Genomic DNA, 13,251 nt, shown 5'->3' with positions numbered 1-13,251 from the left:
CTAGCCCCGACCGTGGGGGCGATCCGTCGTGCGGCACCCGGCCGATCAGCGCGTAGGACGGGAGGGTGCGGCGCATAGACTTGGTGGATGATCGACCTCGCACTCCTCCGCGACAATCCGGAGATCGTCCGCCGTTCGCAGGCTGCCCGTGGCAACGACCAGGGCACCGTCGACGTCGCGATCGAGGCGGACCGATCGCGCCGAGCGGCCCTCGCCGCGTTCGAGGAGCTGCGGGCCGAGCAGAATGCGTTCGGCAAGCTGGTCGCGAAGGCACCCAAGGACGAGAAGGTCGCGCTCGTGGCGCAGGCCAAGGATCTCGCCGACCGGGTCAAGCAGGCGCAGCAGGTCTCGAACGAGGCGTCCGAGAGGGCGGCGGATGCGCTGGCCCGCATCGAGAACGTCGTGATCGACGGTGTCCCTGCCGGCGGCGAGGCCGATTTCGTCGAGCTCCGCCGCGTGGGCGAGGTACCCGCATTCGACTTCGAGCCGCGGGATCACCTGGAGATCGGAGAGATCCTCGGGGCGATCGACATGGAGCGCGGTGCCAAGGTGTCGGGCGCCCGGTTCTACTTCCTCCGCGGCATCGGTGCGCGGCTCGAGATCGCACTCATGAACCTCGCTCTCGACAAGGCGCTGCAGAACGGCTTCGTGCCGCTCATCACCCCCACGCTGGTGCGGCCCGAGATCATGCAGGGCACGGGCTTCCTCGGCGAGCACGCCGACGAGGTCTATCACCTCGACAAGGAGGACGACCTCTACCTCGTCGGCACGAGCGAGGTCGCGCTCGCGGGATATCACAAGGACGAGATCGTCGACCTCGGGAAGGGCGCTCTGCGCTACGCCGGCTGGTCGACGTGCTACCGCCGCGAGGCCGGTTCGCACGGCAAGGACACCCGCGGCATCATCCGCGTGCATCAGTTCAACAAGCTCGAGATGTTTGTGTACACGACGCCGGAGGACGCGGAGGCCGAGCACCTGCGCCTCGTGGCGCTGCAGGAGGAGATGCTGACCTCGCTCGGGCTGTCGTATCGCGTGATCGATGTGGCGGCCGGAGACCTCGGATCGAGCGCCGCCCGCAAGTACGACATCGAGGCCTGGGTGCCGACGCAGGGCGCGTTCCGCGAGCTCACCTCGACCTCCAACTGCACGACCTACCAGGCTCGGCGCCTCGACGTGCGGCATCGGCCCGAGGCGATCGAGGGGCAGAGCGCGAAGACGCAGCCCGTCGCCACGCTCAACGGCACCCTCGCGACGACCCGATGGATCGTGGCGCTGCTCGAGACCCACCAGCAGGCCGACGGCTCGGTGCGCGTGCCGGAGGTGCTTCGTCCCTATCTGGGTGGCCTCGAGGTACTGGAGCCCACAGCGTGACCGCGTGGCTCATCGGCCTCGACGTCGACGGCACGATCCTCCTGCAGGACGAGACGATGAGCCCTGGCGTGCCCGAGGCTGTCGCGCGGCTGCGGGATGCGGGTCATGAGGTGACCATCGCGACGGGTCGCAGTTGGTCGGCTACGCAGCGGTACGTGGAACTGCTTGAACTGACTCCGCGGTATGTGGTGTGCTCCAACGGCGCTGTCACGATGCGCCGCACGGACGACGAATGGGAGCGCTGGCACATCGAGACCTTCGACGCGGCTCCCGTGCTGGCGCTGCTGCGTGCTCGCCTGCCCGAGGCGCGGTACATGGTCGAACTCGCATCCGGCCAGCGCCTCTACACCGAGCATCTCGACGACTGGACGCTCGATGGCGGACGTCAGGTCGGCTTCGAGGAGCTCGTCGCCGAGCCCGTCTCGCGCGTGGTCGTCGTGTCGCCCGGTCACGACGAGGAGGACTTCCACCGTCTCGTCGCCGACGCAGGTCTCAACGAGGTCTCGTACGCGATCGGCTGGACCGCGTGGCTCGACATCGCCCCCCAGGGCGTGGACAAGGGCACGGCTCTCGAGCGGGTGCGCACCGAACTCGGCTTCGAGGGACCGCAGATCCTCGTCGCGGGTGACGGACGCAACGACATCGGGATGTTCGAGTGGGCTGGAGGGCTGGGCGGACGTGCGGTCGCGATGGGGCAGGCGCCGGCCGAGGTCAGGGCTGTCGCCGGCGAGATCACGGGAGACGTGGAGGACGGCGGGCTCGCCGACGCGCTGAACACGCTTCCAGCAGCCGCCCAGGTCAGCGCGGGAGAATAGAACTCGGCTAGACTCACGGCTTGTCGGCGGATGCATCCGTCGGGAGGGTTGTCCGAGCGGCCGATGGAGCTGGTCTTGAAAACCAGTGGGCAGAGATGTCTCGTGGGTTCGAATCCCACACCCTCCGCTTCCGAGCACGGTGCCCCGCACCGAGACGCTGAACCGAAAGGCCCCGAGTGAGTCCCAGCACCCGACGCCGTCGTACCATCGCACGCCACGGTCAGCAGCGCACCCCGGGTGCCGTCAGCCAGCTCCTCAAGTTCATCGCCATCGGCCTCGCGGTCGTGCTGGTGAGCGGTATCGGGGTCGCCGCCTATGTCGTGTACGACCTGTCCAGCACGGTCACGGCGAACGCGGTCGAGCTCGAGGGTACCGAGGAGCTGCCGCCGGACATCGGCGAGTACAAGGGCGGGTTCAACCTCCTCCTCACCGGCGTCGACACGTGCGAGGAGGCGTACGCGCAGTACTTCGGCGCGCGGTGCTCCGGTGCGGACTCGGAGGGCACCCTCAACGACGTGAACCTGCTGGTGCACGTGTCGGAGGAGCCGCGCCGCATCACCGTGGTGAGTTTCCCCCGCGACCTCATGCTCGGCATTCCCTCCTGTGAGGACGAGGACGGCAACGTGAAGTCCGCGATGAGCAAGCAGCCGCTGAACACCGCCTACACCGACGGCGGCCTCAACTGCGTCGCCAAGACGATCACGCAGCTCACCGGGCAGGAGATCCAGTTCGCCGCCTCCGTGACGTTCGGTGGTGTGATCGAGATCACGAACGCGATCGGCGGCGTCGACGTCTGCCTGGCCAACCCCATCAAGGACAAGTACACGGGTCTCGACATGGCCGCGGGGACGCACACGGTCCAGGGCCTGGAAGCGCTGCAGTTCCTCCGGACCCGCCATGGCGTCGGCGACGGCAGTGACCTCGGCCGCATCGGCAATCAGCAGCAGTACATGTCGAGCCTGGTGCGCAAGCTCATCAGCAGCGACACCCTCGGCAACGTGCCGGTGATGCTCAAGCTCGCCAACACGGGGCTCAGCAACCTCGAGGCCAGCACCTCGCTCGCGGACCCGATGAAGATCGTGCAGATCGCACTGGCGGTCAAGTCGGTGCCCTTCGAGGACATCGTCTTCCTGCAATACCCGACGGGCACGGATTCGGACAACCCCAACAAGGTGGTGCCGAACAAGGCCGCGGCTCAGGCGATGTGGGACGCGATCAACCAGAACGCCCAGCTGCAGGTCACGCACGAGAACACCGCCAACGACGGTGTGGTCGTCACCGACCCGGTGCCCGAGACTCCCGCCGACGGCACGGTTCCGGATGCCGGGGCGACACCGCCGGCCACAGAGGAGCCGACCAACGTCGTTGCCCTTCCCAACTCGATCAAGGGCAACTCCGCGGCGCAGCAGACCTGCTCCAACGGCAACGTGCGCTGAGGCCGTGGCCCGGCGCGCAGGCGAGAGCCTCAGGGCCCTGGGCCGGCGCTGAGCGTCAGGAGTCGGACGCCGTCGGATAGAGCACGTCGAGGAGTGCCTCGAGGACGCCCGGCATGTCGACGCTCGGGTCGATCATCCACTGCAGCTGGAGCCCGTCGGCGACGGCCTGGATCACGCGGCCCATCGTGTCGGGGTCGAGGGCAGCGCGACGCTCCACGTCGGCGTCGAATGCCTCCGCGATCGTGCCGCGCAGACGCTCGCTGCGCTCCAGGAAGTACGTGTGCGCGGGGTGGTCGGGATCGCCGGCATCGACGGACAGGCGTGAGAAGAGCTCCACGACGCCCGGCACCTCGGCGTTGTGGCGGACGACGTCGAGGAAGGCCGCCTTGGCCTGGAGCGGATCGACGAGTCGGGGGCTCAGCTGATCGCGCTCGTCGCGCGCGCGGAGCACGGCCGTGAACAGCTCCTCCTTCGAGCCGAAGTAGTGGAGGAGGGCGGCTGGGGTGACGCCCACGCCCTCGGCGATCTGCTTGAGGGAGGCGTTCCGGTAGCCGGATCGGCCGATGACGTCGAGCGCGCTCTGGAGGATCTCCTCGCGTCGGGCGACCCCTTTCGCGTATGAACCTCGTCGTGCCATGCCCTCGACCCTAAACCTGAACACTGTTTGAATTCCAATACTGACTGACATATAGTTTTCGCAACGACGCCGCCGTCGACTGCGAAAGGACCACCATGACCGAGATCTCGGCATCCGACCTCACCCTCGAGGAGAAGGCCTCTCTGACGAGCGGCGCGGACTTCTGGACCACCACGGCCATCGATCGGGTGGGCCTCCCGTCGATCATGATGACCGACGGCCCGCACGGGCTCCGCAAGCAGGCCGGAGGCACCGACCACCTCGGCCTCGCCAGCAGTGTGCCGGCCACCTGCTTCCCGCCCGCGGTCGGCATCGGCTCGTCCTTCGACCCTGATCTGCTCGAACGTGTCGGAGCGGCGATCGGCGTCGAGGCCGCGATCGAGAACGTCGCGGTCGTGCTCGGCCCCGGCATCAACATCAAGCGCTCACCCTTGTGCGGCCGCAACTTCGAGTACTTCTCCGAGGATCCGATCGTCTCCGGGGTGCTCGGCGCTGCCGCGGTCCGCGGAGTGCAGTCACAGGGCGTCGGCACCTCTCTCAAGCACTTCGCCGCGAACAACCAGGAGTTCGATCGCATGCGCGCGAGCTCCGACGTCGATCCGCGCCCGCTGCACGAGATCTACCTCCGCGGATTCGAACGGGTCGTGACCGACGCGCAGCCGTGGACGGTCATGTGCTCGTACAACCGCATCAACGGCGTGTACGCCTCGGAGGACCCGTGGCTGCTCACGCAGGTGCTCCGCGACGACTGGGGCTTCGAAGGACTCGTCGTCTCCGACTGGGGCGCCGTGAACGACCGCGTGGCGGGCGTCGCCGCGGGTCTCGATCTCGAGATGCCGTCGTCGGGTGGGCGGACGGATGCTCAGCTCGTCGCAGCGGTGCAGGCCGGCGACCTCGCCGAGAGCGTCCTCGACACGGCCGCCGCACGGGTGATCGATCTGGCGCGCAAGGCGGGAGAACGTCCCGCGGTCGACGGTCCTCTCGACATCGACGCGCATCACGCCCTCGCCCGCGAAGCCGCCGGCAGGTCGATCGTGCTGCTGAAGAACGAGGACGCCATCCTCCCTCTCTCCCGGGAGCAGCGGGTCGCCGTGATCGGCGCCTTCGCGACCGAGCCGCGCTTCCAGGGTGCGGGGTCGTCGCTCATCAACCCCACCCGCGTCGACGCCGCGCTCGACGCCCTCACGGAGATCGGCGGCGACAACGTGACGTATGCCGCGGGCTTCGCCGTGGAAGGCGGCGCCGTCGCGGCATCCGGGCGTTCCGCCGACGACCTCCGTGCCGAGGCCGTCGACGCCGCGTCCGCGGCCGAGATCGCCGTCGTCTTCCTGGGCCTCCCCGCCGCTGAGGAGTCCGAGGGCTTCGACCGCGATCACATCGACCTCCCCACTGTGCAGCTCGAGCTTCTGGACGCCGTCGTCACCGCGAACCCGAGGACCGTCGTCGTGCTCTCGAACGGGGGCGTGGTGGCGCTGCCGTTCGCCGACCGCGTGCCCGCGATCGTCGAGACGTGGCTGCTCGGTCAGGCCGGCGGCGGTGCCGTGGCCGACGTGCTCTTCGGCGCAGTGAATCCCTCGGGCAAGCTCACGGAGACCGTCCCGGTGCGCCTCGAGGACAACCCCTCGTTCGGCAACTTCCCCGGGGAGTTCGGGCACGTGCGCTACGGTGAGGGCATCCTCGTCGGATACCGCTGGTACGACGCGAAGCGCCTCGACGTGACCTTTCCGTTCGGGCACGGCCTGTCGTACACGGCGTTCTCGTACGGCGACGCGGAGGTGACCGTCCGTGAGGACGGCGACCTCGTCGTGCGCGTCGACGTCACGAACACCGGAGGCCGCGACGGACGCGAGATCGTGCAGGTCTACGCCGCACCCGCGCGGTCCGCGGTGCAGCGCGCACCACGGGAGCTCAAGGCTTTCTCGTCGGTCGCCCTCGCCGCGGGCGAGACCCGCACGGTCGAGCTCGTGGTCCGACGCGAGGATCTCGCGTACTGGGACGTGCGGGTCGACCGCTGGATCGTCGAGGGCGGCGAGTACACGATCGATGTCGCCGCGTCGAGCCGCGACATCCGCTCCTCGGTCGTGGCCGAGGTCGAGGGCGACGTCGTTTCGCTCCCGCTCACACTCGCCTCCTCGATCGGCGACGTCGTCGCGCACCCGATCGCAGGTCCGATCGTCATGCAGGCGCTCGGCGATCTGATGGGCGGGCTCACCGAGGCCGATTCCTCGGCCGCATCGATGATGCCGAACGACGAGGCGATGCAGAAGATGATGGCGTCGTTCCCCATCGGACGCCTGCTCGGCTTCCCCGGGGTCGACGTGACTCACGAGCAGATCGAGCAGCTGCTCGCCGGTGCCAACGCGGGGGCCTGAGGGTCCGTCGCCGTCGTCGACGACGTCGGAGTTCAGACGTGTCCTGCCGCCGAAGCAGCGTCGAGCTCGCTGAAGAGTGCTCCCGTGCGCGCGGTGCGCTCGACCGTGTCCGCGATGCCGGTGACCGACACCGCGGCGTGCTCGCCGTCGACGCGCAGAAGGCGGGATGCCGGGATCAGCGTCGGCGGGGGAGCGGTGCGCACCGCTTCGAGCACCGTCATGAAAGCGCCGGAGTCGGCCAGCGGGGACGAGAGGGGGATTCGGCCTTCGCGGTGATCGAGCAGCTCCTCGAACAGGTCGATGCGCCCCGTCGAGACGGTCGTGCCGTCCGGACGCTCCAGTTCGTCGCGGGTGTACGAGAGCACGGCGGCACCGGCATCCGTGCGCACCTCGATCAGCGGATCGTGGTCGCGGTCCGCGGCGAGCGTGAAGGCCGCGGTGACACGGCGTCCGTCCCGGAGCGTGATCCGCACGGCTGAGGTGTCATCGGCCTCGATGTCGTTCGCCCGGTGCAGCTCGAGTTCGATGCGTGCCACATCGTCCGTGCGCCGTGCGCCCGCGATGCGCAGCGCCGTCGCGACCGCGTGCGACAGGGCGTTGGTGAGCACGCCGTCCACCACCGGGACGCCGTCGAGCGTGCGACGGCCGGCCCAGGGCGATCGGCGCCAGTAGGCGGCATCCCTGCGCCAGGCGCCCCAGGCGGCGACGGACTCCACCGTGCCCAGCGCGGCGATGTCGGCAAGTGCGTGCGAGCCGAGGCTCTGGAAGCCGACCTGGATCGCACGGCCGGTGCTCGCCTGCGCGTCGAGCAGTGTCGTGAACTGCGCCATGGACGCGACCGGCGGCTTCTCGAGGTAGACGTCGGCCCCGGCCTCCAGCGCGCGCAACGCGAGATCCAGATGGGTCCCTGTGGGAGTGGCGATCACCACGACGTCGGGGCGGAGGCCGGAGGAGAGCGCGTCGACGAGATCTCGGAATACATGGACGTCCGCACCGTAACCGTCGAGTGGGCCGCCGGAGGGGTCGACCAGGCCGACGAGGCGGACGCGAGCATTGAGCCGCTCGAGGTTTCGCAGATGCACCGCGCCGTACCCGCGGGCTCCGACGAGCAGCACGTCGGGGATCATGGACCCAGCATATCGGGTAAGCGTTTACCAGTTTGAGTGGCCGAGAGAGTCAGCGTGGGTCGAAGCGCACCGGCGCGTGAGTCTCTGCGACGAGCGCCCGCGCCTGCTCGAGGGTGGCCGGCACCGCACCGAGCGCACGCGCCTGCACGAGGATGTTGCCCAGCGCCGTCGCCTCGACGGGACCGGCAAGCACTGGCAGGCCCGTGCGATCCGCCGTGGCCTGGCACAGCAGCCGGTTCAGAGAGCCTCCGCCCACCAGGTGGACGGTGTCGATCTCGCGGCCGGTCAGCGTCGAGGCTGTGCGCACCGCCTCGGCGAACGCGGCGGCGATGGACTCGACGATCGATCGCACGAACGCCGCCCGCGATGCCGGAGCGGAGGTGCCGAGAAGGGCGGCGATCCGACCGGGCATGTCGCCCGGCGCCGCCAGCGAGGGGTCGTTCGCGTCGAACAGGGGCACCGCGTCCGTGACGGTTGCCGCGGCCGCCAGCAGGTCGGGGAGGATGATCGCCTCCGCATCCTCGATCTCCCAGGCGCGGACGGTCTCGCTGAGCAGCCACAGGCCGGTCACGTTGTGCAGGAAGCGGTAGCGTCCGTCGACGCCGAGCTCGTGCGTGAAGTTGGCGACGCGCGCGGCATCCGTCAGCACCGGCTCGGTCAACTCGACCCCGACCAGGCCCCAGGTGCCGCACGAGACGTACGCCGACGCCGGGGTCGACAGCGGCACGGCCACGACGGCCGAGGCCGTGTCGTGCGAACCCACGGCGACCACGGGCAGCGAGGCGCCGATGCGCGCGGCGAGCTCTGGCCGTAGCGTGCCGATCACGGTGCCGGGGTCGACGAGAGGCGGCAGCACGGACGTCGGAATGCCGAGGCGTTCGGCGAGCTCGGCATCCCAGTCACCGGAATCGACACCGAGCAGCCCCGTCGTCGAGGCGTTCGTCCGCTCCGCGGTCGTCACTCCCGTGAGCTGATATGCGATGAGGTCGGGAATCAGGAGCGCGGTATCGGCGTCAGCCAGTCGGCCGTCGACGCGGTACTGGTACAGGGTGTTGAACGGCAGGAACTGCAGACCGTTGCGCCGATACAGCTCCGCGAACGGAACGACGGCGTGCACCTCCTCGACGCCGCGCTCGGTACGTGCATCACGGTAGTGGAAGGGCTCGGCGAGCAGCGCGCCGTCACGCACGAGCCCGTAGTCCACGGCCCAGGAGTCGATGCCGATGCTCTCTATCCCCGGTTCGCGGTGCACGGCCTCGGCGAGTCCGGCGACGACGTGCTCGTAGAGCGCGTCGAAGTCCCAGTGCAGGCCGTCCTCGCGTTCGACCGGTCCGTTCGGGAACCGCGAGACGAGCTCCAGGTCCAGTCGCCCGTCACCGACGCGGCCGATCATGACCCGGCCGCTCGTCGCGCCGAGGTCGACGGCCGCGACCGCCCGGACGGTCACGCGGCGCCCTCGGCGCGTTTCGTCTCGTCGCTGCGCTCCTCGCTCAACGACCGGCTCCGGTCGTTGAGCGAGCGCAGCGAGACGAAACGCATGGCGCGGCCGGTCATCGGAGGAACGCCGCCGCGACGCCGGAGTCGACCGGGATGTGCAGGCCCGTGGTGCGGCTGAGCTCCGGTCCCGTGAGCACGAACACCGCGTCGGCGACGTTCTCGGGCACGACCTCGCGCTTGAGGATCGTCCGGTTTGCGTAGTACTGGCCCAGGTCCTCCTCCGCGACCCCGTACGTCGCGGCGCGGTTGGCGCCCCAGCCCGAGGCGAAGATGCCGGAGCCGCGCACGACGCCGTCGGGGTTGATGCCGTTGACGCGGATGCCGTACTCGCCGAGCTCGACCGCGAGCAGCCGCACCTGGTGGGCCTGATCGGCCTTGGTCGCGGAGTAGGCGATGTTGTTCGGTCCGGCGAAGACGGAGTTCTTCGACGAGATGTAGATGATGTCGCCGCCGAGCTTCTGATCGATCAGCACGCGTGCCGCGGCCTTCGACACGAGGAACGATCCCTTCGCCATGACGTCGTGCTGCAGGTCCCAGTCCTTCTCGGTGGTCTCCAGCAGCGGCTTGGACAGCGAGAGGCCGGCGTTGTTGACGACCAGGTCGACGCCGCCGAACGCGAGCACAGCCTCGTTCAGGGCGGCGTGCACGGCATCCGCGTCCGCCACGTTCGCAGCGACGCCGATCGCGACGTCGGAGCTGCCGAGCTCGGCGGCTGCCGACTGCGCCTTCTCGAGGTCGAGGTCGGCGACGACCACGCACGCACCCTCGGCCGCGAGACGCGTGGCGATGGCCTTGCCGATGCCGCTGGCGGCACCCGTGACGAACGCGATGCGCCCCTGATGGGACTTCGGCTTCGGCATCCGCTGCAGCTTGGCCTCCTCCAGCGCCCAGTACTCGATGCGGAACTTCTCGGCGTCGGAGATCGGGGAGTAGGTCGACAGCGCCTCCGCACCGCGCATGACGTTGATCGCGTTGACGTAGAACTCGCCCGCCACACGGGCGGTCTGCTTGTTCGCGCCGTAGGAGAACATCCCCACGCCCGGGACCAGCACGATCAGAGGGTCGGCACCGCGGATCGCCGGGGACTCGGTCGTCGCGTGCGCGTCATAGTACGCCTGGTACTCGGCTCGGTACTGGGCGTGCAGCTCGTGCAGGCGCGCGATCTGCTCTTCGACGGACGCCGTGGCCGGCAGGTCGAGGATGAGCGGCTTGACCTTGGTGCGCAGGAAGTGGTCGGGGCAGCTCGTGCCGAGCGCCGCGAGCTCGGGCGCGCGCTCGGAGGCGAGGAAGTCGAGCACGACGTCGGAGTCGGTGAAGTGGCCGACCATGGGCCTATCGGTCGAGGCGATTCCGCGGATCGTGCCGGCGAGGACGGCTGCACGCTCACCGCGGTCGGCCTCCGGGAGGGCTTCGAACCCGGCTCGAGCGCCACCGAACGGGTCGGCCTTCCCGTGCGCCGCGATGTACTCCGCCGCCGTGTCGATGATCCAGAGGGAGTTCGCCTCGGCTTCCTCGGAGGTGTCGCCCCACGCGGTGATGCCGTGACCGCCGAGGATGCAGCCGATCGCTGCGGGGTTCTGCGCCTTGATCTCGGCGATGTCCAGACCCAGCTGGAAGCCGGGGCGGCGCCACGGCACCCACAGCACCTTGTCGCCGAAGATCGCCGAGGTCAGCGCCTCGCCGTCGGCGGCGGTCGCGATAGCGATGCCGGAGTCGGGGTGCAGGTGGTCGACGTGCGCGGCATCCACGAGTCCGTGCATCGCAGTGTCGATCGACGGTGCGGACCCGCCCTTGCCGTGCAGGCAGTAGTCGAAGGCCGCGACCATCTCGTCCTCGCGGTCGAGGCCCGGGTACATGTCGACGAGTGCGCGCATGCGGTCGAGGCGCAGCACCGCAAGGCCCTTCTCGGTGAGGGTGCCCAGATCTCCGCCCGATCCCTTGACCCACAGCAGCTCGACCGGCTGTCCCGTGACGGGGTCGATCTCGGTGCCCTTCGCGGAGGTGTTCCCTCCCGCGTAGTTCGTGTTTTTCGGGTCGGCGCCCAGGCGGTTCGACCGCTCGATCAGTGCGGCGGCGGTGGGGTTCGTCATGAGGTCTCCCGGACGGAATCGGACGGCTGAGGCCGTGCAGCGTCTTCGGACGGCAGGGCCGCGAGCTGATCCTCCAGCCGGAACACCGACGTCAGGAACGACGGACCGGCTTCCGACCCGTCGTCCACGAAGAACGGCGCCATGTCAGCCTGCCAGCGGGTGTTGACGTCGGTCTCGTCCATCGCTGCGCGAGCACGGTCGGCGTCGTCCGCCTCGAAATAGCCGATCAGCAGACCGTCGGGGGCCAGGAACAGCGAGTAGTTCCGCCAGCCGGAGCTTTCGAGTGCGCGCAGCATCTCGGGCCACACGGCCGCGTGCCGCTCACGATACTCGGCGATGCGTTCGGGTCTGACCCGCAGCGTGAAGCAGACGCGGTCCATCACACCTCCCGGAAGTCGATGCCGAGCAGAGACGCCGCGGCACGGTAGTCCTCGACGCGCGCGCCGATCGAGAGCGACCAGTGGTGGCCGATGCCGGTGGCCGACCAGGCGTCCACCCACTCGCCGGGGTCGCGTCCGAAGTCCACGCGGCTCGTCGTGTTGCCGATCTCGAGCAGCGGACCGAGCACGACCGTGCCTGTGGACGCGACGAAGGACAGCGACCCGTCGCGGTCCTGCCCGAGCCCCAGCAGAGTCACCGGGCCGGGCTGGACGTCGAACTCGACCGACACGCCCCAGCCGCGCTTGCCGTGGTATACGCCCAGGCCTCGCAGCAGGGGATCCCGACTCGACACCGCGAGGTGGGCCGGACCGTCGTGACCCATCTCCACCACGCCGTCCTCGAAGTTGAGCGCTTGGATCTCGCAGAACGACCCGCCCGCACCGACGACCTGCGTGGCGAGCTGGGCCACGGTCGTGCGCAGCTCGTACTCGCCGGTGGCCGGGATGCCGCGAGCAGTGAGCAGCGATGCGCCGAGGATCATGCCGGCGCCGAGGCGCTCGTGCAGCTCGCCGCCCCAGCCGCGGTGGTAGTACGCGAGGGAATCGAGGTCGAAGTCCTCGACCAACCGGTCCAGACCGACCGACACCCGTGCGCCCCAGGCGAAGTCCTCGTCCTTGACGGAGTCGTCGAGGGTGAAGATCTCGCGGGCGAGGTCCATGCGCGCGTCGACCTCGGCATCGGTCACATCCTCCACGCGCACGCGGAGGTCGTCGAACTCGAGCACCTCGACGTGCGAGCCGAAGGTCGTCGGCAGCAGGGTGAGGTCGGTCGACACGTCCAGCATCCCCGGGTAGAGGTGACCCATCAGGCCGTGCCGGGCGTGCCGCAGCGCCGCCCGGATGTGCGCCGCGTTGACCCACCGCTCGATCCTGGTCCATGCGGATTCCTGACGCAGCCATCCCGAGACCGACCGGAACTCGATCCCCGCCCGCCGGAACACGTTGCCGACCTCGGGCACCGGGCACTGCCCGCAGTAGGCCAGCCACGCGCCGGTGTCGAACGAGGAGTGGTCCATCTTCTCGGTCGGCTGCAGGTCGATGACCAGGACGGGGGATCCCGCCCGCTGGGCGATCGGGAGCACCATCGAGGAGGTCAGATACGTCGTGAGGAAGAGGACGATGAGATCGCAGTCCGCGGTGCGCAGCGTCTCGCCCGCGGCGGCTCCCTCCTGCGCATCCGAGATGAATCCGACGTCCACGACATCCGCGTCCATCGCCTGGAACCTCTCGGACACGTACCGCGACGATTCCTGCAGCTGCGGCAGGAGTCCGGGGAACTGCGGCCAGTAGGTGCCCAGGCCACCGGCCACGAGGCCGATGCGGGGCTTGCGGCGCTGCTTCGCGGGCAGGAGGTCGGCGAGCGCCGAAGACGGGGACTGCGACATGGGTTCTTCTTTCATTCGAGCGCAGCGCGGAAGCGCCTGACGGATGCGCGGACAGGGCTGCTGCGGCCCTCGGCGGAGGGC

The 13,251-nt window shown here is 69.4% G+C and carries 10 protein-coding genes and 1 tRNA gene; 5 read left to right on the top strand and 6 right to left on the bottom strand.

What is annotated here, in order from left to right; all coding sequences use genetic code 11:
- Positions 1-87: 87 nt before the first annotated feature.
- The 4 genes from serS to MRBLMX7_RS06870 all read left to right on the top strand — a co-directional run bounded on the left by serS (position 88) and on the right by MRBLMX7_RS06870 (position 3,622).
- Positions 88-1,371, top strand: coding sequence for a serine--tRNA ligase (gene serS / locus MRBLMX7_RS06885; RefSeq protein WP_363366957.1), 1,284 nt, complete (start codon positions 88-90; stop codon positions 1,369-1,371).
- Positions 1,368-2,186, top strand: coding sequence for an HAD family hydrolase (locus MRBLMX7_RS06880; protein ID WP_363366955.1), 819 nt, complete (start codon positions 1,368-1,370; stop codon positions 2,184-2,186). The genes serS and MRBLMX7_RS06880 overlap by 4 nt, the downstream gene beginning before the upstream one ends.
- A 42-nt stretch (positions 2,187-2,228) precedes the next feature.
- Positions 2,229-2,313: transfer RNA gene (locus MRBLMX7_RS06875), tRNA-Ser, on the top strand.
- 49 nt (positions 2,314-2,362) lie between these two features.
- On the top strand, positions 2,363-3,622 hold the full coding sequence (locus MRBLMX7_RS06870) for an LCP family protein (RefSeq protein WP_363366953.1): 1,260 nt from the start codon (positions 2,363-2,365) through the stop codon (positions 3,620-3,622).
- Positions 3,623-3,677: 55 nt separating this feature from the next.
- Here the strand turns inward: MRBLMX7_RS06870 and MRBLMX7_RS06865 are convergent, their stop codons facing one another.
- Positions 3,678-4,259: a TetR/AcrR family transcriptional regulator gene (locus tag MRBLMX7_RS06865; RefSeq protein ID WP_363366951.1), complete on the bottom strand. Its 582-nt coding sequence runs from the start codon at positions 4,257-4,259 to the stop codon at positions 3,678-3,680.
- A gap of 95 nt (positions 4,260-4,354) precedes the next feature.
- Here MRBLMX7_RS06865 and MRBLMX7_RS06860 point away from each other — a divergent pair, with 95 nt between their 5' ends.
- Complete coding sequence (locus MRBLMX7_RS06860; protein WP_363366949.1) at positions 4,355-6,631, top strand: glycoside hydrolase family 3 C-terminal domain-containing protein; 2,277 nt, start codon at positions 4,355-4,357, stop codon at positions 6,629-6,631.
- 32 nt (positions 6,632-6,663) lie between these two features.
- Here the strand turns inward: MRBLMX7_RS06860 and MRBLMX7_RS06855 are convergent, their stop codons facing one another.
- The 5 genes from MRBLMX7_RS06855 to MRBLMX7_RS06835 all read right to left on the bottom strand — a co-directional run bounded on the left by MRBLMX7_RS06855 (position 6,664) and on the right by MRBLMX7_RS06835 (position 13,170).
- Positions 6,664-7,758 carry a Gfo/Idh/MocA family protein gene (locus tag MRBLMX7_RS06855; protein ID WP_363366947.1) on the bottom strand — a complete coding sequence of 365 codons (1,095 nt, stop codon included), beginning with the start codon at positions 7,756-7,758 and terminating at the stop codon, positions 6,664-6,666.
- Between the two features lie 49 nt (positions 7,759-7,807).
- Positions 7,808-9,205, bottom strand: a complete 1,398-nt coding sequence (locus MRBLMX7_RS06850; protein ID WP_363366945.1) for a rhamnulokinase — start codon at positions 9,203-9,205, stop codon at positions 7,808-7,810.
- A 103-nt stretch (positions 9,206-9,308) separates the two neighbouring features.
- The gene (locus tag MRBLMX7_RS06845) at positions 9,309-11,345 is read right to left on the bottom strand and encodes a bifunctional aldolase/short-chain dehydrogenase (RefSeq protein ID WP_363366943.1); all 2,037 of its coding nucleotides are present in this window, start codon (positions 11,343-11,345) and stop codon (positions 9,309-9,311) included.
- Entirely contained in the window at positions 11,342-11,725 is a 384-nt protein-coding gene (locus MRBLMX7_RS06840; protein WP_363366941.1) for an L-rhamnose mutarotase, read from the bottom strand. The genes MRBLMX7_RS06845 and MRBLMX7_RS06840 overlap by 4 nt, the downstream gene beginning before the upstream one ends.
- Entirely contained in the window at positions 11,725-13,170 is a 1,446-nt protein-coding gene (locus MRBLMX7_RS06835; protein ID WP_363366939.1) for an L-fucose/L-arabinose isomerase family protein, read from the bottom strand. Before MRBLMX7_RS06835 ends, MRBLMX7_RS06840 begins: the two co-directional genes overlap by 1 nt.
- Positions 13,171-13,251 lie beyond the last annotated feature (81 nt).

The organism is Microbacterium sp. LMX7-1.2, assembly GCF_040675935.1.
In the GTDB taxonomy this organism is placed as follows: Bacteria; Actinomycetota; Actinomycetes; order Actinomycetales; family Microbacteriaceae; genus Microbacterium.
Note: the sequence above shows the minus strand (reverse complement) of the source record. Positions and strands in the feature narration are given on the sequence as shown.

Bases quoted from the DNA above. Each gene is read 5' to 3' on its own strand.
- MRBLMX7_RS06835 (WP_363366939.1), bottom strand. From the start codon at position 13,170: ATGTCGCAGTCCCCGTCTTCGGCGCTCGCCGACCTCCTGCCCGCGAAG.
- MRBLMX7_RS06840 (WP_363366941.1), bottom strand. From the start codon at position 11,725: ATGGACCGCGTCTGCTTCACGCTGCGGGTCAGACCCGAACGCATCGCC.
- MRBLMX7_RS06855 (WP_363366947.1), bottom strand. From the start codon at position 7,758: ATGATCCCCGACGTGCTGCTCGTCGGAGCCCGCGGGTACGGCGCGGTG.
- serS (WP_363366957.1), top strand. From the start codon at position 88: ATGATCGACCTCGCACTCCTCCGCGACAATCCGGAGATCGTCCGCCGT.
- MRBLMX7_RS06865 (WP_363366951.1), bottom strand. From the start codon at position 4,259: ATGGCACGACGAGGTTCATACGCGAAAGGGGTCGCCCGACGCGAGGAG.
- MRBLMX7_RS06860 (WP_363366949.1), top strand. From the start codon at position 4,355: ATGACCGAGATCTCGGCATCCGACCTCACCCTCGAGGAGAAGGCCTCT.
- MRBLMX7_RS06845 (WP_363366943.1), bottom strand. From the start codon at position 11,345: ATGACGAACCCCACCGCCGCCGCACTGATCGAGCGGTCGAACCGCCTG.